We start from the raw sequence: 21,544 nt of genomic DNA, 5'->3' as shown, positions 1-21,544 counted from the left end.
AAGATAATAAAGAATAAAGAGGTAATTTAGAGGCAATTTATGGCTGGAGCAAATACAATGCGATTAAATAAAGTTTTACGTGAATTCAATATTTCACTTGATCGGGCTGTGGAATTTTTAACTTCCAAAGGCTATGATATTGATGCACGTCCAACAACAAAAATTTCTGAAGAAGTTTACCAAGTGCTTTTTGATGAATTTCAAACAGATAAAAGTAAAAAGGTAGCTTCTAAAGAAGTAAGCGAAGAGCGAAAAAAGGAGAAAGAAGAACTCCGTTTAAAACGTGAACGCGAACAATTGGAGAAGCAGCGAAAACTTGAAGAAGAGAAAGCAAAAGAGGAAGAAATAGTTAAGGCACGTAAGCAATTAAACGGACCTAAACAAGTTGGTAAAATTGATTTAGATAAAAAATCTGCCGGCAAAAAAGATCAAGAGAAAGAAAAAGCTCCATCGCCAAGTCAAGAAACGCCAAAAACTAAGGAGAAGAAGGAAGAAAAAGCCGAGACTCCAAAAGCTGAAAAGCCTAAAGAAAAAGTAGAAGAAACCTCTGCAAAAAAATCTACTTCAGAAAAGCCAGTTTCTAAAAAAGAAGATAAGCCAGCTCCTGCTCCAAAAGAAAAAGAGGAAACTTCAGAAAAGTCTGAAGAAGCCTTAAAAGAAGAGCGTTTAGAAACAAAATATAAAAAATTAAACGGCCCAAACTTTACCGGTGAGAAAATTGATCTTAGTCAATTTGATAAAAAGAAGCCTAAGAAGAAAGACGATAAAGACACTAATAAGCCTGGAGCAAAAGGGAAGAAAAAACGTCGCCGCAGAATAAGCAAAGACGGAAATACAGGAGGTCCAGGAAATTCAAAGCGTTCAAACTTTAAAAAAGGAGGACCAGTTAAAAAGCGTCGTCCGGTAACAAAAGAAGAACCTACAGAAGAGGAAGTACAAAAGCAAATTAGAGAAACGCTTGAAAAACTTCAAGGGAAATCTAGTAAAGGTAAAGGTGCTAAATACCGTCGAGATAAAAGAGATCAACATCGTCAAAAATCAGAGGAAGAACAAGCCCAGCAAGAACAGGAGAGCAAAACACTAAAAGTAACAGAGTTTGTTACGGTAAGTGAAGTTGCGACAATGATGGATGTGTCTGTAACCAAGGTTATATCGGCTTGTATGTCTTTAGGGATGATGGTAACGATGAATCAGCGCCTAGATGCTGAAACATTATCTATTGTAGCGGAAGAATTTGGATACGAAGTTGAATTTGTAACGGCAGATCTAGAAGAATCTGTTGAGGTAGAACAAGATAATCCGGAAGACTTAGTTCATCGAGCTCCTATTGTAACAGTGATGGGTCACGTAGATCACGGTAAAACATCTCTATTAGATTATATTCGTAAAGAAAATGTAATTGCCGGAGAAAGCGGAGGAATCACACAGCATATTGGAGCATATGGGGTAGAATTAGAAAACGATGAGAAAATTGCTTTCTTAGATACACCGGGTCACGAAGCCTTTACGGCAATGCGTGCTCGTGGAGCTCAAGTAACTGATATTGCTATTATTGTGATAGCCGCAGATGATGATGTGATGCCACAAACAAAAGAGGCTATATCTCACGCACAGGCAGCAGGAGTTCCTATAATTTTTGCAATCAATAAGGTAGATTTGCCAACAGCAAATCCCGAAAAAATAAAAGAGAAATTAGCCGCTATGAATCTTCTTGTTGAAGATTGGGGTGGTAAAGTTCAGTCGCACGATATTTCCGCAAAAACAGGAAATGGTGTGAAAGAATTATTAGAAAAAGTATTGCTTGAGGCTGAAATATTAGAATTGCAAGCTAATCCAAATAAAGCTGCTTTAGGTACAGTGGTAGAAGCTTACTTAGATAAAGGTCGTGGTTATGTTTCTACTATTTTAGTGCAAAGTGGTACGTTAAAGATAGGAGATTACGTTCTTGCGGGTACTACAAGCGGTAAGATTAAAGCAATGCATGATGAACGTGGAAACGATATCAAAGAAGCTGGTCCATCAACCCCGGTTTCGATCTTAGGTTTAGATGGTGCGCCACAAGCCGGAGATAAATTTAGTGTTATGCAAGATGAGCGTGAAGCTAAAGATATCGCAGCAAAACGAACGCAATTGCAACGTGAGCAAAGTGTAAGAACACAACGTCATATTACCTTAGATGAAATTGGACGCCGTATTGCTTTAGGAGACTTTAAAGAATTGAACATTATCCTTAAAGGGGATGTGGATGGTTCTGTTGAGGCCTTAACAGATAGCTTCCAGAAATTATCGACCGAAGAAATACAAGTTAATATCATTCATAAAGGAGTTGGGGCAATTACAGAAAGTGATGTTCTACTAGCCTCTGCTTCAGAAGCAATTATTATTGGCTTTAATGTACGTCCGGCAGGAAATGCAAAACAAGTAGCCGATAAGGAAGAAATAGATATTAGAACTTATTCTATTATTTATGATGCTATCAATGACTTGAAAGATGCAATGGAAGGGATGCTTTCACCAGAGATGAAGGAGGAAATTACCGGAAATGCAGAAATTAGAGAAACGTTCAAAATTTCTAAAGTCGGAACCATTGCAGGTTGTATGGTTACAGATGGTAAAATTTATAGAAACAGCAGAATACGTCTTATTAGAGATGGTGTTGTGGTTTACACTGGAGAGCTTGCTTCTTTGAAGCGATTCAAAGATGATGCTAAAGAAGTAGCAAAAGGATACGAATGTGGTCTACAGGTGAAAAATTACAACGATATTAGAGAGGGAGACGTTGTAGAGTGCTTCAGAGAGGTTGCTGTTAAAAAGAAGCTTAAATAAGAATAAATTTCATTATATAAATTTGAGAAAAGCAGAAGAAATATCTTCTGCTTTTTTTATAATATTACTTTTTTCGACTTACTTTGTCATTCTTAATTATACCGCTTATGAAAAAGTTGAACATTTACAGCATTTTTTTGTTTTTTGTTTTTTGTTTTTGTTTCTTGTAGTAATGATGATAATGCAGAAGCAACTTTAAATGAGCCAAAATTGATTGTGAAGTTTGAGTTTGATGAAAACCAAATTCGATTAGATAATCTTGGTCAGCCAACCGGAATAGTAGAAGGAAATGCAGCGCAGACTCCTGTTTTTAATAAAATGAGTGCGCATTATATAGAGCTGTCTCCTAACGCTGCAACATTATTAGGTGATGGAGAAGTCATTTATAAAGGTGAAGAAACTACAAAAGGGGGAGAACGCGCTATTGATTTTAGTCAAGCTAAATTAATTAGTGATGGAGAAACATTTCTGGAAATACCATTATCTAGAGTTCAACCCGGGCGTTATACTTGGGTTCGTATATCTGCTTCTTATCAAAATGCAAGTATTAATATTTTAAATAATGGCAATGAGTTTGAGGGGACGATAGCTGCATTTTTGGGATACAACACTTATATAAAATCATTTGATATTAAAGGCAATACTATTGAGCTCAATCAAAATAAATTACAAGGGTATTGGGCTTTTGAAGCACAAGACTTTGTTGTTGAAGGGCAAGCTCCAGAAGGTGCTGTAACTGTACCTAATCCATTATTCGAAACCTCACCCATACCACAGGGTTCTTGTGTATTAACCGGAAGATTTGATGATGAATTTGTGATTTCTGGAAGCGAAAAAGAAGATCTTGTCGTAACCTTATCTTTTTCGGTGAATAATAGTTTTGAATGGCAAGAAGTAAACCAAGATGGGAAGTATGAGCCTTCTGCAGGGGAAACTCTTGTAGATATGGGTTTACGAGGGGTGGTTCCTAAGCAGGATTAAATTGTTTTTTTTATCAACATTTCATGACATTTTGATTGCATAGAGTTAATGCGATCATTGAATTAAATAAGTAAATTATACGCTTTATCGATAATTCTTGCCTTCTGGTAGATATTTTAGATCTTTCTTTTTCAGACAACTAACTTCCCTTTATTTTTGAAGTGTTAAAAGAGGTCAACTTAATTTGAAGCTAATTGCGGTCTAAACATTTATAATTTTAAGCTTCTTTTTTTGATTTCTTCTAACTAACCTTTTGTGGGGTTAATTGTTTTAATTTTTAAATGATTGCATGATGAAGAAAGTGATTTTTTGCGCTACGTTTTTTTGTTTTGGTTGCTATGCTTTTGCTCAAAATAACGATTCACAAGTTGAGCAGATTGGAGAAGATAATGATGTGATGGTACAGCAAGCTGGGTCTTCTAACGAAGTTAGAGCCTTTCAGTTGGGTGATGAAAATAGTGTGATTCAAAATCAGACTGGAAATACCAATGAAGCTGAAGCTAAACAAGGGAGTACATTTGCAACTTTTCTTAATAACATTGAGCAAGTTCAATTGGGAGATGATAATTCTGTTGAAGTCATTCAAGAGGGAACCTCCAATATTGCAAAACAATTTCAAACCGGAGATTTCAATGAAGCTTATATAGAGCAAAATGATTTATCGCTGAGTGAAGATAATGAAGCGTTACAAGAACAAGTTGGTAATCAAAATAAAACCAATTCTTCACAAAAAGGAGTGGGTAACTATTCTTCAGAGTTTCAAACCGGAGATGAAAATACTAGTGGAGTGATTCAACAAGGAACAGCACACGAAAGTATGGTGAGTCAAACCGGAAATTTAAATAAAAGTAATGTTAGTCAAACAGGTCAAAACCATAAGAGTAATGTGTTTCAATCTGGAAACACTAATCGAGTGATGATATCGCAAGGAAATAATTAGGTTTAAATATAATTTGTTTTTGTTCGTAAAAATCCGGTTAAAATTTTTTAACCGGATTTTTTAATTTAATTCTAAATTTATAGGAAATAATATTAACCTTTCGGTTTAAAAATAAACGCACTTTTAAAATCTTCTTTTAATTTAATGTAAGCACGTTCAGCTTCTAATTTATTTCTAAAATCGCCTACCCAAACTTTGTAATTTGGTGTTTCAAACTCTATGCTGACAGGCCAGTTTTTATAATTATTTTCAAACTCTTTTTTAACCTTGTTTGCTTCAGAAAGCGTAGATCCGTAAAAAAGTTGAATTTTATAACGATCTCCTAATTCGTTACTTTCAGTCATTTTTGATTGTAATACTAGCAATTCTGGAATCAAAGGGTCTTGTTCAATATTTTTAGTATTGTCTTGCGCTACTGCGTTTAAAGAGAAAACGATGCAAAAGACTAGGAGTAAATTATTTAGAGAAAAATTTGACGTCATGAGATATATGTGTTTCCTGCAAAAGTAAAACTAAATAACTAAACTTCTGGATAGTTTATTATTTAGAAGGAATATAAATTAAGCATTAACAGTTCCCTAACATTCCTAAAATCATCTTTAAGTATTACTTTTGTGCTTGAATTTTTATGATGAAATGGGTTAGAAAATGCTAATGTATTCATTGTAAAAATCATACCAATTAAAGATGTTAATTCAGCTGTAATATGAAAAAGGTGAGTATCCGCCATTCAATTTCAAGAATACTACTTTTCGCGGTAGTACTTTTATTATCATTTTCGCATAATGCAATAGCGCAAGAGGAAACTGCGGCTAAACAAGCTGACGCAGAAAAAACTAGTGAAGCAAAAGCAGAAGCTAGTGAAGCGTCTTCGGGTGATGCGGCGGCTTCGATGGAAGGTGATCCTGCAAAAGGAAAAGAACTCTTCAATTCTCTTTGTGCTGCTTGTCATAAGCGTTACAAGAGATCAACAGGTCCTGCTTTAAATGGGGTTACAGGGCGTCATGAAAAACAGTGGTTGTATCAATGGATTAAAAATAGTTCGGAGATGATTGCTGCTGGAGATCCTGAAGCGGTTGCGATTTATGAAGAATATAATCAAACAGCGATGACTGCATTTCCGCAGTTGTCTAATGCTGATATTGATAATATTTTGGCTTATGTGGAGCAACCGAAGCCTGAGCCGACAACACCTGTTGCTCAAGCTGGAGCTCAAGCCGGTGGTGGATCCGGAGGCGGCTTATCTACAGAAGTGGTTCTAGCGGTTCTTGCTTTTGTTTTGTTGTTGTTGATTGTAGTGTTGGTGTTGGTGAATAAAACCCTAAATCGATTTGCTGAAGCGAACGGAATTGAGGTGGTTAAAACACCTGCGCGTAAACCGATCTGGAAAGCCTTTGTAGAGAATCAATTTTTAGTGTTGGTTTCTTCGATATTTTTATTGTTAGTTTCAGCTTATTTTGCTTACGGATATTTAATGCAGGTGGGAGTTGATCAAGGGTATCAGCCGGTTCAGCCAATTCATTTTTCGCATAGAATTCATGCCGGAGATAATCAAATAGAGTGTAAATACTGTCACTCATCTGCTCGAGTAAGTAAGACCTCAGGTATTCCTTCGCTAAATGTTTGTATGAACTGTCATAAGTCAATCGGTGAGGTTGCAGACGCTTCAAATAAAAACACGTCGGTAACCGAAGAATATTCGAAAGAATTTTATGATGGAGAGATTGCTAAGCTTTACGATGCGGTAGGTTGGGATCCTTCAACACAATCTTATAATGGAGAAGAAAAACCGGTAAAATGGGTTAGGATACACAATTTACCTGATTTTGCATATTTCAATCACAGTCAGCACGTAAGTGTTGCTGGAATTGCTTGTCAGAAATGTCACGGACCTGTAGAAGAAATGGAGGTGATGAAGCAGTTTGCTCCGTTAACGATGGGTTGGTGTATCAATTGTCACAGAGAAACAAATGTTAAAGTTGAAGGCAATAAGTATTATGAGAAAATTCATGAAGAATTGTCTAAAAAATATGGCGTAGAACAATTAACAGCGGCTCAGATGGGTGCGTTGGAATGCGGAAAATGTCATTACTAAAATTAATTTAAGAAGCTAATTCTATATTATATATGTCATCAAACAAGAAATACTGGAAAAGTGTTGAGGAGCTAAAAAATGATAGCCCTATTGTTGAGACGCTTCAGCAAAAGGAATTTGCAGAGGAAATTCCTACAGATGAATTCTTGGGAAATAAGGAGTCTTTGGAGAGTTCGCAAACTTCTCGTAGAGATTTCTTAAAGTTTGTCGGTTTTAGTACTGCAGCAGCTTCTTTAGCTGCTTGTGAGGGGCCGGTTGTGAAATCTATTCCTTATGTAGTTCAGCCGGAACGTATTGTTCCTGGGGTTGCTAATTATTACGCGACAACAATAGCAGACGGATTTGATTTTTCAAGTGTATTGGTGAAAACTCGTGAGGGTAGACCTATAAAAATTGAAAATAATAAATTGGGGAAAGTTAATTCTGGTGCTAATGCTAGAGTTCACGCTTCGGTACTGTCATTATATGATAACCAGCGTGTAAAACGTCCAATGATAAAAGGAGAATCTGTTTCTTGGGAGAAATTCGATAGAGAGATTTCTTCAAGGCTAAATGCTTTAGGAGGAAAAGAGATTGTTTTGTTAACGCAAACATTCGCTAGTCCTTCTACTGATAAGTTGATAGAGGAGTTCTCTGCGAAGTACTCTAATGTGAAGCATGTCGTTTATGATGCTGTTTCTGAAGATGCTGCTTTAAGTGCTTTTGAAGCGAAGTATGGAATGAGAGCTTTGCCAAATTATGATTTTTCTAAAGCGGAAACAATTGTATCTGTTGGTGCTGATTTCTTGGGAGATTGGCAAGGCGGTGGTTACGATGGTGGATATGCAAAGGGTAGAATTCCTAAGAACGGAAAGATGTCCCGTCATATTCAGTTTGAATCGAATATGACTTTATCTGGAGCAAATGCAGATAAGCGTGTGCCGGTAACACCATCAAAACAAAAAGAAATTTTATCGGCTATTTATGGTTATGTCGTTGGTGGGGGTTCTAATAATCTTTCACCGGAATTAGATGATATAGTTGTAAAAGCTGTAGAGCAATTGCGAAGAGCTAGAAGAGGAGCTGTAGTGGTTTCTGGAATTGATGATGTAGATGCGCAATTAGTAGTTCTAGCAATTAATGAAGCTTTGAGTAGTGAGGTGATGAATGTGCAAGATGCGCGTATGATTCGCCAAGGAAATGCAGATGATGTTAATCAGTTTGTTCAACGATTAAATGCTGGTTCAGTTGGGGCGGTAATTATGGCAGGAGTTAATCCTTCGTATAGTTTACCTAATGCTGACCAATTTAATAAAGGTTTAGCTGAAGTGGATTTAGCTGTTGATTTTACAATGAAAGCTGATGAAACGGCTACAAACTGTGAATTTGTTGCTGCAACACCGCATTATCTAGAATCTTGGGGAGATGTGCAATTAACTAAAAATCATTTTAGTTTAATGCAGCCTACTATAAAACCTCTTTTTGATACGAGACAATTTCAAGATGCATTATTAAAATGGACAGGAAATGATATTTCGTATTATGAGTATATCAAAAATAATACAAAAGCGAATTTAGGTATAGGCGGCTGGAACGATGCGCTTCACGATGGTGTTTTTGTAGCTAATGACACAAATGTGCAGTCTACATTTGCAACTACTGCAAATATTGCGTCTTCTGCTAGAAAACTAGCCCAAAGCTCAAAAAGCAATGGTTTAGAATTGAGTTTATATACTAAAACTGCTTTAGGAGATGGTCAGCAAGCTAATAACCCTTGGTTGCAGGAAATGCCTGACCCAATTACAAGAGCTTCTTGGGATAATTACATAACTGTTTCAAAAGCTGATGCAGAGCGTTTAGAGTTAATGAATGAAAACGTAGCTAACGGTGCTTTAAACGGTAGTTATGTAAATGTGAAATTAGGTGATACCGTTGTGAAAAACGTTCCTGTGATTATTCAGCCTGGTCAGGCTAAAGGATCAGTTGGTTTGTCACTTGGTTATGGCAGAAAAGAAGCTATTCAAAAGGAAATGCAAGTAGGGGTGAATGCTTACCCTTTATATAAAGGATTCAATAAAGTTCAAGAGGTTAGTTTAGAGAAAGCTGCGGGAGTACATGAATTTGCTTGTGTGCAGTTGCATAATACGTTAATGGGGCGTGGAGATGTTGTTAAAGAAACTACCTTAGAAATATTTAATACAAAAGACAAGCATGTCTGGAACCATACACCAGAGGTTTCGTTAAATCACGAAGCTACTCCAGTGACATCTCCAGAGGTTGATATTTGGGATGAATTTGATAGAGAGATAGGACATCATTTTAATCTTTCTATAGACTTAAATGCCTGTACGGGTTGTGGAGCTTGTGTTATAGCTTGTCATAGTGAGAACAATGTACCTGTTGTTGGTAAGTCGGAAGTGAGAAGAAGTAGAGATATGCACTGGTTACGTGTAGACCGTTACTATTCTTCTGAAGAAACTTTTGCTGAAGACAACGAAAAGAAGGATAATTTTTCTGGCCTGTGGGGAGAAGATGGATCTCTGGGAGGTTTTTCTGAATTAGAAGAAGCTTCAACTGAAAATGTACAGGTTGTTTTCCAGCCGGTAATGTGTCAACATTGTAATCACGCACCTTGTGAAACAGTTTGTCCTGTTGCGGCAACTTCGCATGGTCGTCAAGGGCAAAACCATATGGCGTATAACCGTTGTGTAGGTACGCGCTACTGTGCAAACAACTGTCCTTATAAGGTTCGTCGTTTTAACTGGTTCTTGTATAATAAAAATGATGAGTTTGACTATCATATGAATAATGATCTTGGACGAATGGTGTTAAATCCTGATGTTACAGTAAGATCCCGTGGAGTAATGGAAAAATGCTCTATGTGTATTCAGATGACGCAAAAAGCAATTTTAGATGCTAAGCGTGAGGGTAGAGAAGTTAAAGACGATGAATTCCAAACAGCTTGTTCTAGTGCCTGTAGCTCTGGTGCAATAGTATTTGGAGATATCAATGATAAAGAAAGTGAAGTAAATGAACTTAAGAAAAGTGATCGTATGTATCATTTGCTTGAGCACGTAGGTACAAAGCCAAATGTTTTCTACCATACTAAAGTTAGAAATACTTCAGAAGTTTAAAAATAGTAGTTTAAAGAATCAATTATAAAAGGATTATGTCTCATTACGAAGCACCTATACGAAAGCCTCTAGTTACCGGAGAAAAATCTTACCACGATGTAACCGTAGATGTTGCAGCTCCGGTTGAAGGTAAGGCAAATAAATCTTGGTGGATTGTTTTCTCAATTGCCTTAGTGGCTTTTCTTTGGGGAGTAGGGTGTATAACTTATACAATCTCAACCGGTATTGGAACTTGGGGTCTTAATAAAACTGTAGGCTGGGCCTGGGATATCACCAACTTTGTTTGGTGGGTAGGTATTGGTCACGCAGGAACGCTTATTTCTGCAGTACTTTTATTATTTAGACAGAAGTGGAGAATGGCAATTAACCGTTCTGCAGAGGCTATGACTATTTTTTCTGTAGTTCAGGCAGGTTTATTTCCGCTGATTCACATGGGAAGACCTTGGTTAGGTTATTGGGTTGTGCCAATTCCAAACCAGTTTGGTTCTTTATGGGTGAACTTTAATTCACCTTTACTATGGGATGTATTTGCAATTTCAACATATTTATCTGTTTCATTGGTATTCTGGTGGACCGGATTACTTCCTGATTTTGCGATGATACGTGATCGCGCTATTAAGCCTTTTCAAAAAAGAATTTATTCTATCCTTTCATTTGGGTGGAGCGGTAGAGCAAAAGATTGGCAACGATTTGAAGAAGTATCTTTAGTATTAGCCGGTTTAGCAACACCTTTAGTACTTTCTGTACACACTATTGTATCTTTTGATTTTGCTACCTCTGTTATTCCTGGTTGGCATACAACAATTTTCCCTCCTTATTTTGTTGCAGGAGCAATTTTCTCTGGATTTGCTATGGTGAATACCTTATTAATTATAATGAGAAAGGTATCTAATCTAGAAAATTATATTACTGTTCAGCATATCGAGTTGATGAATATTGTAATAATGATTACTGGTTCTATTGTAGGGGTTGCCTATATCACAGAGCTTGTTATTGCTTGGTATTCTGGAGTTGAGTTTGAACAGTATGCGTTCTTAAACAGAGCCACTGGACCTTATTGGTGGGCTTATTGGTCAATGATGACTTGTAATGTTTTCTCTCCGCAGTTTATGTGGTTCCCTAAATTGAGAAGAAGTATTATGTTCTCTTTCTTTATTTCAATAGTCGTAAATATAGGAATGTGGTTTGAGCGTTTTGTAATTATTGTAACATCATTGCACCGTGATTACTTACCTTCATCTTGGACAATGTTTTCTCCTACTTTTGTAGATATCGGGATATTTGTGGGTACGATCGGTTTCTTTTTTGTGCTGTTCTTATTATATGCGCGTACTTTCCCTGTGATTGCCCAAGCAGAGGTGAAAACAATATTAAAATCATCAGGAGAAAAATATAAGAAGTTAAGAGCTAAGCACGGCGATGATGTGAAGCTTTACGACGAAACGCTTATACGTAAGCCAAAAAGTAATATTTCAGAAGAGAAAGATTCGGCAGATGATGCTAATAAAGAATCAAATAACTAATAAAATTAAATAATTAAGTAGATAATGTCTTCAAAAGTTATACACGCTATTTATACGGATGACGACTTGCTTATGCAGGCTGTTAAGCAGACCAAAGAGGCTCATTACCGTATTGAAGAAATATATACGCCATTTCCTGTACACGGATTAGATAAGGCAATGGGGTTAGCGCCAACACGAATTGCGATCACTTCTTTCTTATATGGTTTAGTGGGGTTAAGTGTAGCCATTTCTATGATGAATTTTATCATGATTGAAGATTGGCCTCAAAATATAGGTGGAAAACCTAGTTTTAGCTTTTTAGAGAATCTGCCCGCTTTTGTGCCGATTATGTTTGAGCTTACAGTCTTTTTTGCTGCTCACTTAATGGTGATAACATTTTACTTAAGAAGTAAAATCTGGCCTTTTAAAAAAGCTGAAAATCCGGATCCTAGGACTACAGATGATCACTTTTTAATGGAAGTGGATGTAGCAAATCATAAAATTGAAGATTTATCACAATTCCTAAGCAATACTGGCGCGGTGGAAATTAAACTTATAAACAAATAAACCACATGAAAAGTTTATTTAAAATAGCACTTTTGACGATTCTTGTATTTTCAATGGCTTCTTGTTTTGATAAAGACCATAGAAATTATCAGTTCTTCCCAAATATGTATGAATCTGTAGGTTATGAAGCTTACGGAAGTTACGAGGTTTTTGAAAATACTCAAGAAGCTAAAATTCCAGTGGAGGGTAGTATTTCCAGAGGGTGGAAACCATATGCATTTGAGGACACGAATGAAGGCTATGATTCAGCAAAAGCTACACTGGGAAACCCGCTACCTTATACCGAAGATAACGTAAATAAAGGGAAAGAGCTTTATACTATTTATTGTGCAATTTGTCATGGTGATAAAGGGGATGGAAAAGGAACGCTCGCGCAACGAGAAAAAATATTAGGTATTCCAGCTTATAACGATGCCGGTAGAGCAATTACGGAAGGAAGTGTTTACCACGTTATGTACTATGGCTTGAATACAATGGGGTCTTATGCAGCACAGACAAATGAAAAAGAGCGTTGGCAAATAGATCACTATGTAATGGATTTAAAAAGAAAACTTGATGGTGCTCCAAAACGAGAGTTTGAAAAAGAGTCTAGTGTAGTAAATGAGAATGCTATGGTTAATGAGCATAATACACAGCAAGAGCATCATGATGATATGACTGCGAGCCACGATAAAGAAGAAACGAAAGAATAAACAGTTTTTAGAGATTTTAATATGTATACGCTATCTAGTAAATTAAAATTAACGGCAATAATCTTTATGGTTGTTGGAGCTATCGGACTAATATTTAGTTTTGTTACAGCCCCTTCTTCTATACAGGAGGTTAAAGATATTATCGCTTCTCAGGAAGCCCATCACGGAGGTGGACATGGTGAAAGTCATGCTGAAAACACGCATCAGGTAACAGCAGATGCTCACGATAATAAAGCAGGTGGAAACGAACACGGAATGACAGCAGATGCGCATAATGCAGAGGAGGGTCATGACGATGCTCACGCGGAGCATATGCTGCATCAATTACAGAATAAACCTTGGGCAGCCGTTTATGTAGCAGCTTTCTTTTTCTTTATGATTGCCTTGGGAGCTTTAGCTTTTTATGCTGTGCAATATGCAGCCCAAGCGGGTTGGTCCCCTGTTTTGTTTAGAGTAATGGAAGCCGTTACCGCTTATTTATTACCAGGAAGTTTAATTGTGTTTGCATTGTTATTGCTTTCCGGTTTGCATATTAATCACTTATTTGTTTGGATGGATCCGGAAGTGGTAGCTGAAGATGAATTACTTCAAGGAAAATCGAGTTACTTAAATGTTCCTTTCTTTTTAATAAGAGCAGCTTTATATATTATTGGATGGAATGTCTTCCGTTATTTATTGAGAAGAAACTCTCTTAGACATGATGAAGTGGATCATAATCGATTCTTTAGACAAAGCTTTAAGCTTTCGGCTGGATTTTTAGTTTTCTTTATTGTTACTGAATCTATGATGTCTTGGGATTGGATTATGAGTTTAGACCCGCATTGGTTTAGTACTTTATTTGGTTGGTACGTTTTTGCAAGTTTATTTGTATCGGCAATTACAGTAATAGCCTTAATTACTATTTTCTTAAAAGCAAGAGGTTACCTAGACTTTGTAAATGATAGTCATATTCATGATTTGGCTAAGTTTATGTTTGGTATTAGTATTTTCTGGACTTATTTATGGTTCTCTCAATTTATGTTGATTTGGTATTCTAATATTCCTGAAGAGGTAACTTATTTTATAACTAGAATTGAAGATTATAAATTACCATTCTTTGGTATGTTAGCGCTTAATTTTATATTCCCAGTATTGGTTCTTATGAATAGTGATTATAAACGTGTAAACTGGTTTGTAGTAATGTCTGGAATAATAATTTTAATAGGACATTATTTAGATATATATAATATGGTAATGCCAGCCACAGTAGGAGAATCTTGGTTTATTGGTATTGCAGAGATAGCAGCATTATTATTCTTTGGAGGGTTGTTTATTTTTATTGTGTTTAACGCTTTAACAAAAGCACCATTATTGGCAAAACGAAACCCTTATATCAAAGAAAGTAAGCACTTTCACTATTAATTAAATTTGTTTTAAAGAAGATATTATCACGATGACTGTATTTTTAATCATAGTAGTTATAGCACTTTTAGGGATTACTTTTTGGCAAATGTCAAAAATATTAAAACTATCCAAGTCTAGCAGTTCAGACGATTCACAAGTTGCTACAGATAAAGACAATAAGAATCAAGCTTACATTATGTTGGGCTTCGTTATTTTCTTTTACGTCTTTATGTTTTATAACTTTTGGAACTATTCTAAATTCTACTTACCCGAAGCGGCTTCGGCTCATGGATCTGAATATGATACGTTAATGTTCATTTCTATTGGTCTAATTATGGTAGTGCAAGTTATAACACAATTTTTACTTCATTATTTTGCCTATAAATACAAAGGCGAAAAAGGTAAAAAGGCTTTGTTTTTTGCCGATAATGATAAACTAGAATTTATTTGGACAATTATTCCGGTAATTGTTTTAGCCGGATTAATAATCTATGGTTTGTTTACTTGGTCTGATATTATGAATGTTGATGAAGATGAGGATGTAATGGTTGTGGAGATTTATGCTTATCAATTTGGTTGGAAGGCACGTTATTCAGGTCAAGATAATACACTAGGAAAAGCAAACGTTCGTTTTATTGAAGGTGTGAATACACTGGGTATAGATAAAAGTGACAGTTATGCGAAAGATGATAAAATTGCAAGTGAGCTTCATTTACCTGTAGATAAAACTGTATTATTTAAGTTTAGATCTCAAGACGTACTTCACTCTGCTTATTTTCCTTTCTTTAGAGCACAAATGAATGTGGTTCCTGGAATGATTACTCAGTTTAGCTTTACTCCAACGATTACCTCTAAGGACATGAAGAATAGCGAGTACATGGTTGATAAAGTTCGTGAAATTAATGAAATTAGAAAAGATAAGAGTAAGGAATTAATGGCGAAAGGAGATCTTGCTTTAGATCCTTATGAATTTGAATATTATCTTTTATGTAATAAAATTTGTGGTGTTTCTCACTACAATATGCAAATGAAGATTGTTGTTGAAGAAGAAGAAGACTTCAATAAGTGGATAACAGAGCAAGAAAGCTTTGGGGAGACCATGGCGAAGCAAGAAGAAAATAAGTAACATAGAATTAGTTTAAAGCAATATATAGTTTAAGATATGTCAGCAATAGCAAATGCAACAGTAGCGGAAGGTCATCACGGGCACGATGATCATGGACATCATCACAAAGAAACCTTTATAACCAAGTATATCTTTAGTCAAGATCATAAAATGATCGCTAAACAATTCTTGATTACAGGGTTAATTATGGGTACTATCGGTATTCTAATGTCAATTTTATTTAGAATCCAAATCGCTTGGCCGGAAGAATCTTTTAAAGTATTTGAATTTTTCTTAGGAGAAAAATATGCTACAGATGGAGTGATGAATCCAGATGCGTATTTAGCATTAGTTACCATTCATGGTACTATTATGGTTTTCTTTGTTCTAACTGCAGGCTTAAGTGGTACTTTCAGTAACCTTTTAATTCCACTACAGATAGGAGCTCGCGATATGGCTTCTGGTTTTTTAAACATGGTTTCATACTGGTTATTCTTTATTTCGAGTGTAATCATGCTGAGTTCTTTATTTGTTGAATCAGGACCGGCATCAGCAGGTTGGACAATATACCCTCCATTAAGTGCACTTCCTGAAGCTATTCCAGGTTCAGGAACAGGTATGACATTATGGTTAGTTTCTATGGCAATCTTCATTGCCCAGTCACTTATCGGATCCTTAAATTATATTGTTACCGTATTAAATCTGAGAACAAATGGAATGTCTATGACGAGACTTCCACTTACTATCTGGGCTCTTTTTGTTACTGCTATTATTGGGGTGGTTTCTTTCCCTGTTTTATTATCTGCGGCTTTAATGCTGATTATGGATAGAAGTTTTGGAACCTCTTTCTTTTTAAGTGATATTTATATTAAAGGAGAAGTTTTAGCGCACCAAGGAGGTTCTCCTGTTTTATTTGAGCACCTATTTTGGTTCTTAGGACACCCTGAAGTTTATATTGTAATTTTACCAGCATTAGGTATTACATCAGAAATAATTGCTACAAATTCTAGAAAACCAATTTTTGGATACCGTGCCATGGTTGCTTCAATTTTAGCAATTGCATTCTTATCTACCATTGTATGGGGGCACCATATGTTCGTATCCGGAATGAATCCGTTTTTAGGTTCTGTATTTACCTTTACTACATTATTAATTGCTATTCCATCAGCTGTAAAAGCATTTAATTATATTACGACACTTTGGAAAGGTAATTTGCAAATGAATCCCGGAATGTTATTTTCTATTGGATTGGTTTCAACATTTATTACCGGTGGTTTAACAGGAATTATTCTTGGAGACAGTACGTTAGATATTAATGTTCACGATACTTACTTTGTAATTGCTCACTTCCACTTGGTAATGGGTATATCTGCCTTGTATGGTTTATTTGCCGGGGTTTATCATTGGTTCCCTAAAATGTTTGGAAGAATGATGAATAAAAACTTAGGTTATATTCATTTCTGGGTTACAGCAATTGGAGCCTATGGAGTATTCTTCCCGATGCACTTTATTGGGATGGCTGGACTTCCAAGACGTTATTACACTAATACTAATTTTCCATATTTTGATGATTTAGCTGATACAAATGTTTTAATAACTGTATTTGCCATTATAACTGCGTGTGTACAATTGGTATTTATTTATAACTTTATTAGTTCTATTTTCTACGGAAAAAAGGCAACACAGAATCCTTGGAGCTCAAATACTTTAGAATGGACTACTCCGGTAGAGCATATTCACGGAAACTGGCCTGGCGAAATCCCATCAGTATACCGTTGGTCTTATGATTACAGTAAATTAAATGAAGATGAAACAGATTATGTGATTCCTGGTCAAGATTTTGTTCCGCAAAATGTACCACTTCAAAAAAATGAAGAGGAATTAAATCACTAAGTATATAATTCCTTCAACAATACTAAAAGCCTTTTCTCATTCAAGAAAAGGCTTTTTCTTTATCTTTGCTTCTATGAATGAAAACCTAGATCCTACCGGAGAAAATTTTTCTCCTGAAGAAGTTGATGTGGAAAGAGCTCTGCGGCCACTTTCTTTTAATGATTTTGCAGGCCAAGATCAAGTATTGGAGAATTTGCAGATTTTTGTAAAGGCGGCAAACTTAAGAGGAGAAGCTTTAGATCATACTTTATTTCATGGTCCTCCGGGATTAGGAAAAACCACTTTGGCTCATATTTTAGCAAATGAATTGAACGCCGGAATTAAAGTCACTTCGGGTCCTGTACTGGATAAACCGGGAGATTTAGCCGGCTTGTTAACCAATTTAGATGATCGGGATGTTTTATTTATTGATGAAATTCATCGGTTAAGTCCAGTGATTGAAGAATATTTATATTCAGCAATGGAAGACTTCAAAATCGATATCATGATTGAAACAGGTCCAAATGCAAGAACTGTCCAAATAGATTTGAATCAATTTACTTTGGTGGGAGCAACAACCCGTTCAGGTCTGTTAACTGCGCCTATGCGTGCACGTTTTGGTATTTCTAGTCGTTTACAATATTATACTACAGAATTGTTATCTGATATCATTCAACGAAGCGCCGAGATTTTAAAGATGCCTATCAGTTTAGATGCTGCCATAGAGATTGCAGGAAGAAGTCGTGGAACGCCCAGAATTGCAAATGCGTTGTTGCGAAGAATACGAGATTTTGCCCAAATAAAAGGAAACGGAAAAATAGATCTCGATATTTCTAAATTCGGTTTAAATGCTTTGAATGTAGATGCGAATGGTTTAGATGAAATGGATAATAAAATTTTAGCTACGATAATTGATAAATTTAAAGGGGGTCCTGTAGGTATCACAACATTAGCAACAGCGGTAAGTGAAAGTGCAGAAACCATAGAAGAAGTTTACGAGCCATTTTTAATTCAACAAGGCTTTATCATTAGAACGCCGCGAGGTAGAGAGGTTACTGAAGCTGCTTACAGGCATTTAGGAAGAACAAAAGGGGGAAACCAAGGCGGATTATTTTAATTTATATCATGACAAGGCTTGAAAAAAATACAGAGTTTATAAAAGCCGAAGCTAAGCGCCTCGGTTTTTTGTCTTGTGGAATTAGTAAAGCTGAATTCTTAGAAGAAGAAGCACCTCGTTTAGAGCAATGGTTAAAAGAGAATCGCCATGGAGAGATGCGCTATATGGAAAATCATTTTGATAAGCGCTTAGATCCAACAAAATTGGTAGAAGGAGCTAAAAGTGTTGTTTCTTTACTATACAATTATTATCCGTCAGCGACTCAAAATCTAGAAAGTTATAACATCAGTAAATATGCTTATGGTCGCGATTATCATTTTGTTATCAAGGATAAATTAAAAGAATTCATGCAATGTATTCATGATGAAATTGGTGAAGTCGGCGGTCGTGTATTTGTAGATTCTGCTCCGGTTCTCGATAAAGCGTGGGCCGCAAAAAGTGGTTTAGGTTGGATTGGGAAAAACACTAATTTGTTATCCAAAAAAACCGGATCTTTTTTCTTTATAGCAGAGTTAATAATCGATCTTGAATTAGAATGTGATACACCTGTTACCGACCATTGTGGAACTTGTACCGCTTGTATTGATGCCTGCCCTACCGATGCAATTTATGAACCGTATAAAGTTGATGGTAGTAAATGTATTTCCTACTATACAATCGAGTTAAAAAATGAAATTCCAAAAAGTGAACAGGGTAAATTTGAAGATTGGATGTTCGGTTGTGATATTTGCCAAGATGTTTGTCCATGGAATCGATTTTCAAAGCCGCATAATGAACCCCTTTTTAATCCGCATCCCGATCTACTGCATATGACAAAAAGTGATTGGGAAGAATTAACAAAAGAAACTTTTGGGCAAATTTTTAAAAAATCTGCTGTAAAGCGAACCAAATTTTCTGGCCTAAAAAGAAATATTGATTTTTTGAAAAACTAAGTTTTTTCCCTAAAAAGTTCCATGTTACCTTTGTTAGACCTCAAAATAAAAATTTATGAGTAACGAGCGGAAAAGAAGAGAAGCATTAGTTTACCATGCCAAGCCTAAACCAGGTAAAATAGAAGTTAATCCTACTAAAAAATATTCAACTCAAAGAGATTTGGCTTTAGCTTATTCTCCAGGTGTTGCAGAACCATGCTTAGAAATAGCGAAGGATAAAAAGAACGTTTATAAATATACTACTAAAGGGAATTTAGTAGCTGTTATTTCTAACGGAACTGCTGTTTTAGGTTTGGGAGATATTGGTCCTGAAGCCTCAAAACCGGTGATGGAGGGAAAAGCCTTGTTGTTTAAAATTTTTGCTGATATAGATGTTTTCGATATTGAGGTTGATACCAAAGACGTAGATGCTTTTGTGGAAACAGTTAAAAATATTGCGCCTACTTTTGGAGGTATCAATTTAGAAGATTTAAAAGCGCCCGAAGCTTTTGAAATAGAGCGTCGCTTAAAGGAAGAATTAGATATTCCTGTAATGCATGACGATCAACATGGGACCGCGATTATTTCTTCAGCAGCATTGTTGAATGCCTTAGAAATTGCTGATAAAAAAATACAGGATATAAAAATTGTTGTTTCAGGTGCAGGTTCTGCCGCTGTTGCTTGTACCAATTTATACCTATCCTTAGGAGTGAAAAAAGAAAATATTTTCATGTTTGATGTTAACGGCTTGTTACATAACAGCAGAGAAGATTTATCGCCAGTGCAACAAAAATTTACAACAACAAAAAATTACAATTCAATTGCAGATGCAGTTAAAGGAGCAGATGTTTTCCTAGGACTTTCGGTAGGGAATATCCTCAGTCCCGAAATGCTTAAAACGATGAGTCAAAACCCTATTGTTTTTGCAATGGCAAATCCACATCCGGAGATTGAATATGATGTAGCAATAAAAACCCGAGCGGATGTAATTATGGCTACCGGAAGAAGTGATAATCCAAATCAAGTAAATAATGTCTTAGGATTTCCGTTTATTTTTAGAGGCGCTTTAGATGTACGTGCTACAAAGATTAATGAGGAAATGAAAATGGCTGCCGTTAAAGCATTAGCCAATTTAGCAAAAGAGCCGGTTCCCGAACAAGTGAATATTGCGTATGGAGAGACTAAATTAAATTTTGGTAAGGACTATATCATTCCCAAGCCATTTGATTCTCGTTTATTAACAGAAGTGCCCCCCGCTGTCGCTAAAGCAGCGATGGATAGTGGCGTTGCGCAAGAGCCAATTTTAGATTGGAAAAGATATGAAGATGAGTTGTATGAACGTATGGGCAGTGATAACAAAATAACCCGATTGCTATTAAATCGGGCTAAAACAAATCCAAAGCGTGTGGTTTTTGCAGAAGCAGATCATTTAGATGTAATAAAAGCGGCTCAAATTGTTAATGATGAAGGAATAGCAATTCCTATTTTGTTGGGAAGAAAAGAGGTTATTTTAGAGTTGATGCAAGAGCTAGATTTTGATGATAAAAATGTAATCATCATCGATCCAAAATCTGATGAGGAAAAGGATAGGGTAGAAGAATATGCCGATAAGTTTTGGAAAGCCCGATCTAGAAACGGAATCACGCTTTATGAAGCCGTAAAGTTGATAAGAGAGCGTAATTATTTTGCAGCAATGATGGTAAAAGAAGGTGATGCCGATGCTTTGCTTTCAGGATATTCAAGAGCATATCCTACTGTAGTAAGACCAATGTTAGACATTTTAGGAATGGCAAAAGGGGTTTCTAGAATTGCAGCAACTAACTTAATGAATACTTCTCGTGGTCCCATTTTTATCAGTGATACGTCTATTAATATTGATCCAGATGCAAAAGATTTAGCAAGAATTGCTCAAATGACGGCACATACGGTAAAAATGTTTGGGCTAGAGCCTGTCATCGGAATGATTTCTTATGCAAACTTTGGCTCCTCAAAAGACCCTAATGCAAGAAAAGTAAAAGATGCTGTAGCCTTATTGCATGAAAAATCTCCCGAAACAATTGTGGATGGAGAGTTACAAGTAGATTTTGCGTTGAATAAGCAAATGCTTCAAGGTAAATTTCCGTTTTCTAAGTTAGCCGGCAGAAAAGTAAATACACTTATTTATCCGAATTTAGATTCCGCAAACAGTACGTATAAGTTAATTAAGGAATTGAATAATACGGATTCTATTGGTCCTATAATGATGGGCTTGGCTAAACCGGCTCATGTTCTTCAGCTTGGTGCAAGTGTAGAAGAAATGGTTAATATGACTGCTGTAGCGGTCGTAGATGCTCAAGAAAAGGATAAGAAAAAACAGCAATTGATTGAAGTTTAGATAAAGGTGTTAAACTCAATATTTAAAGTTTTTCTATCTTGATAATTTTCCTACATTTGAGGC

At 36.0% G+C, this 21,544-nt stretch carries 15 protein-coding genes; 14 read left to right on the top strand and 1 reads right to left on the bottom strand.

Annotation, left to right across the window (positions count from 1 at the left end; translation table 11 throughout):
- Nucleotides 1-39: 39 nt before the first annotated feature.
- The 3 genes from infB (at nt 40) to D9R05_RS08540 (ending at nt 4,747) form a co-directional block, all read left to right on the top strand.
- Nucleotides 40-2,826: a translation initiation factor IF-2 gene (infB, locus tag D9R05_RS08550; RefSeq protein WP_121666811.1), complete on the top strand. Its 2,787-nt coding sequence runs from the start codon at nt 40-42 to the stop codon at nt 2,824-2,826.
- A gap of 144 nt (nt 2,827-2,970) precedes the next feature.
- On the top strand, nt 2,971-3,807 hold the full coding sequence (locus D9R05_RS08545; RefSeq protein ID WP_121666810.1) for a hypothetical protein: 837 nt from the start codon (nt 2,971-2,973) through the stop codon (nt 3,805-3,807).
- A 292-nt stretch (nt 3,808-4,099) separates the two neighbouring features.
- Nucleotides 4,100-4,747, top strand: coding sequence for a hypothetical protein (locus D9R05_RS08540; RefSeq protein WP_162984930.1), 648 nt, complete (start codon nt 4,100-4,102; stop codon nt 4,745-4,747).
- Nucleotides 4,748-4,839: 92 nt separating this feature from the next.
- Here D9R05_RS08540 and D9R05_RS08535 read toward each other — a convergent pair whose 3' ends face one another.
- Complete coding sequence (locus D9R05_RS08535) at nt 4,840-5,229, bottom strand: SPOR domain-containing protein (RefSeq protein ID WP_121666808.1); 390 nt, start codon at nt 5,227-5,229, stop codon at nt 4,840-4,842.
- A 224-nt stretch (nt 5,230-5,453) separates the two neighbouring features.
- Here D9R05_RS08535 and D9R05_RS08530 point away from each other — a divergent pair, with 224 nt between their 5' ends.
- The 11 genes from D9R05_RS08530 to D9R05_RS08480 all read left to right on the top strand — a co-directional run bounded on the left by D9R05_RS08530 (nt 5,454) and on the right by D9R05_RS08480 (nt 21,481).
- The gene (locus tag D9R05_RS08530) at nt 5,454-6,842 is read left to right on the top strand and encodes a c-type cytochrome (RefSeq protein ID WP_121666807.1); all 1,389 of its coding nucleotides are present in this window, start codon (nt 5,454-5,456) and stop codon (nt 6,840-6,842) included.
- A gap of 32 nt (nt 6,843-6,874) precedes the next feature.
- A complete protein-coding gene (locus tag D9R05_RS08525) occupies nt 6,875-9,955 on the top strand; it encodes a TAT-variant-translocated molybdopterin oxidoreductase (RefSeq protein WP_121666806.1) in 3,081 nt (1,026 codons plus the stop codon).
- A gap of 35 nt (nt 9,956-9,990) precedes the next feature.
- Nucleotides 9,991-11,478 (top strand): NrfD/PsrC family molybdoenzyme membrane anchor subunit, encoded by a 1,488-nt coding sequence (nrfD, locus tag D9R05_RS08520; RefSeq protein ID WP_121666805.1) that lies wholly within the window; start codon nt 9,991-9,993, stop codon nt 11,476-11,478.
- Between the two features lie 24 nt (nt 11,479-11,502).
- Nucleotides 11,503-12,027: a DUF3341 domain-containing protein gene (locus D9R05_RS08515; protein WP_121666804.1), complete on the top strand. Its 525-nt coding sequence runs from the start codon at nt 11,503-11,505 to the stop codon at nt 12,025-12,027.
- A gap of 5 nt (nt 12,028-12,032) precedes the next feature.
- Nucleotides 12,033-12,719, top strand: coding sequence for a c-type cytochrome (locus D9R05_RS08510; RefSeq protein ID WP_121666803.1), 687 nt, complete (start codon nt 12,033-12,035; stop codon nt 12,717-12,719).
- 21 nt (nt 12,720-12,740) lie between these two features.
- Entirely contained in the window at nt 12,741-14,120 is a 1,380-nt protein-coding gene (locus tag D9R05_RS08505; RefSeq protein WP_121666802.1) for a quinol:cytochrome C oxidoreductase, read from the top strand.
- A 31-nt stretch (nt 14,121-14,151) separates the two neighbouring features.
- Nucleotides 14,152-15,228 (top strand): cytochrome c oxidase subunit II, encoded by a 1,077-nt coding sequence (locus D9R05_RS08500; RefSeq protein ID WP_121666801.1) that lies wholly within the window; start codon nt 14,152-14,154, stop codon nt 15,226-15,228.
- A gap of 36 nt (nt 15,229-15,264) precedes the next feature.
- Nucleotides 15,265-17,100, top strand: coding sequence for a cytochrome c oxidase subunit I (locus D9R05_RS08495; protein WP_121666800.1), 1,836 nt, complete (start codon nt 15,265-15,267; stop codon nt 17,098-17,100).
- Nucleotides 17,101-17,173: 73 nt separating this feature from the next.
- Complete coding sequence (ruvB, locus tag D9R05_RS08490; RefSeq protein ID WP_121666799.1) at nt 17,174-18,196, top strand: Holliday junction branch migration DNA helicase RuvB; 1,023 nt, start codon at nt 17,174-17,176, stop codon at nt 18,194-18,196.
- An 8-nt stretch (nt 18,197-18,204) separates the two neighbouring features.
- Nucleotides 18,205-19,128 (top strand): tRNA epoxyqueuosine(34) reductase QueG, encoded by a 924-nt coding sequence (queG, locus tag D9R05_RS08485; RefSeq protein ID WP_121666798.1) that lies wholly within the window; start codon nt 18,205-18,207, stop codon nt 19,126-19,128.
- Between the two features lie 55 nt (nt 19,129-19,183).
- Nucleotides 19,184-21,481 (top strand): NADP-dependent malic enzyme, encoded by a 2,298-nt coding sequence (locus D9R05_RS08480; protein ID WP_121666797.1) that lies wholly within the window; start codon nt 19,184-19,186, stop codon nt 21,479-21,481.
- The last annotated feature ends 63 nt before the right edge of the window (nt 21,482-21,544 follow it).

Source organism: Mesonia aquimarina (genome assembly GCF_003667275.1).
Taxonomy (GTDB): Bacteria; Bacteroidota; Bacteroidia; order Flavobacteriales; family Flavobacteriaceae; genus Mesonia; species Mesonia aquimarina.
This window is presented reverse-complemented; position numbering and strand designations above follow the sequence as displayed.

Bases quoted from the DNA above. Each gene is read 5' to 3' on its own strand.
- infB (WP_121666811.1), top strand. From the start codon at position 40: ATGGCTGGAGCAAATACAATGCGATTAAATAAAGTTTTACGTGAATTC.
- D9R05_RS08540 (WP_162984930.1), top strand. From the start codon at position 4,100: ATGAAGAAAGTGATTTTTTGCGCTACGTTTTTTTGTTTTGGTTGCTAT.
- D9R05_RS08535 (WP_121666808.1), bottom strand. From the start codon at position 5,229: ATGACGTCAAATTTTTCTCTAAATAATTTACTCCTAGTCTTTTGCATC.
- D9R05_RS08530 (WP_121666807.1), top strand. From the start codon at position 5,454: ATGAAAAAGGTGAGTATCCGCCATTCAATTTCAAGAATACTACTTTTC.
- D9R05_RS08525 (WP_121666806.1), top strand. From the start codon at position 6,875: ATGTCATCAAACAAGAAATACTGGAAAAGTGTTGAGGAGCTAAAAAAT.
- nrfD (WP_121666805.1), top strand. From the start codon at position 9,991: ATGTCTCATTACGAAGCACCTATACGAAAGCCTCTAGTTACCGGAGAA.
- D9R05_RS08515 (WP_121666804.1), top strand. From the start codon at position 11,503: ATGTCTTCAAAAGTTATACACGCTATTTATACGGATGACGACTTGCTT.
- D9R05_RS08510 (WP_121666803.1), top strand. From the start codon at position 12,033: ATGAAAAGTTTATTTAAAATAGCACTTTTGACGATTCTTGTATTTTCA.
- D9R05_RS08505 (WP_121666802.1), top strand. From the start codon at position 12,741: ATGTATACGCTATCTAGTAAATTAAAATTAACGGCAATAATCTTTATG.
- D9R05_RS08500 (WP_121666801.1), top strand. From the start codon at position 14,152: ATGACTGTATTTTTAATCATAGTAGTTATAGCACTTTTAGGGATTACT.
- D9R05_RS08495 (WP_121666800.1), top strand. From the start codon at position 15,265: ATGTCAGCAATAGCAAATGCAACAGTAGCGGAAGGTCATCACGGGCAC.
- ruvB (WP_121666799.1), top strand. From the start codon at position 17,174: ATGAATGAAAACCTAGATCCTACCGGAGAAAATTTTTCTCCTGAAGAA.
- queG (WP_121666798.1), top strand. From the start codon at position 18,205: ATGACAAGGCTTGAAAAAAATACAGAGTTTATAAAAGCCGAAGCTAAG.
- D9R05_RS08480 (WP_121666797.1), top strand. From the start codon at position 19,184: ATGAGTAACGAGCGGAAAAGAAGAGAAGCATTAGTTTACCATGCCAAG.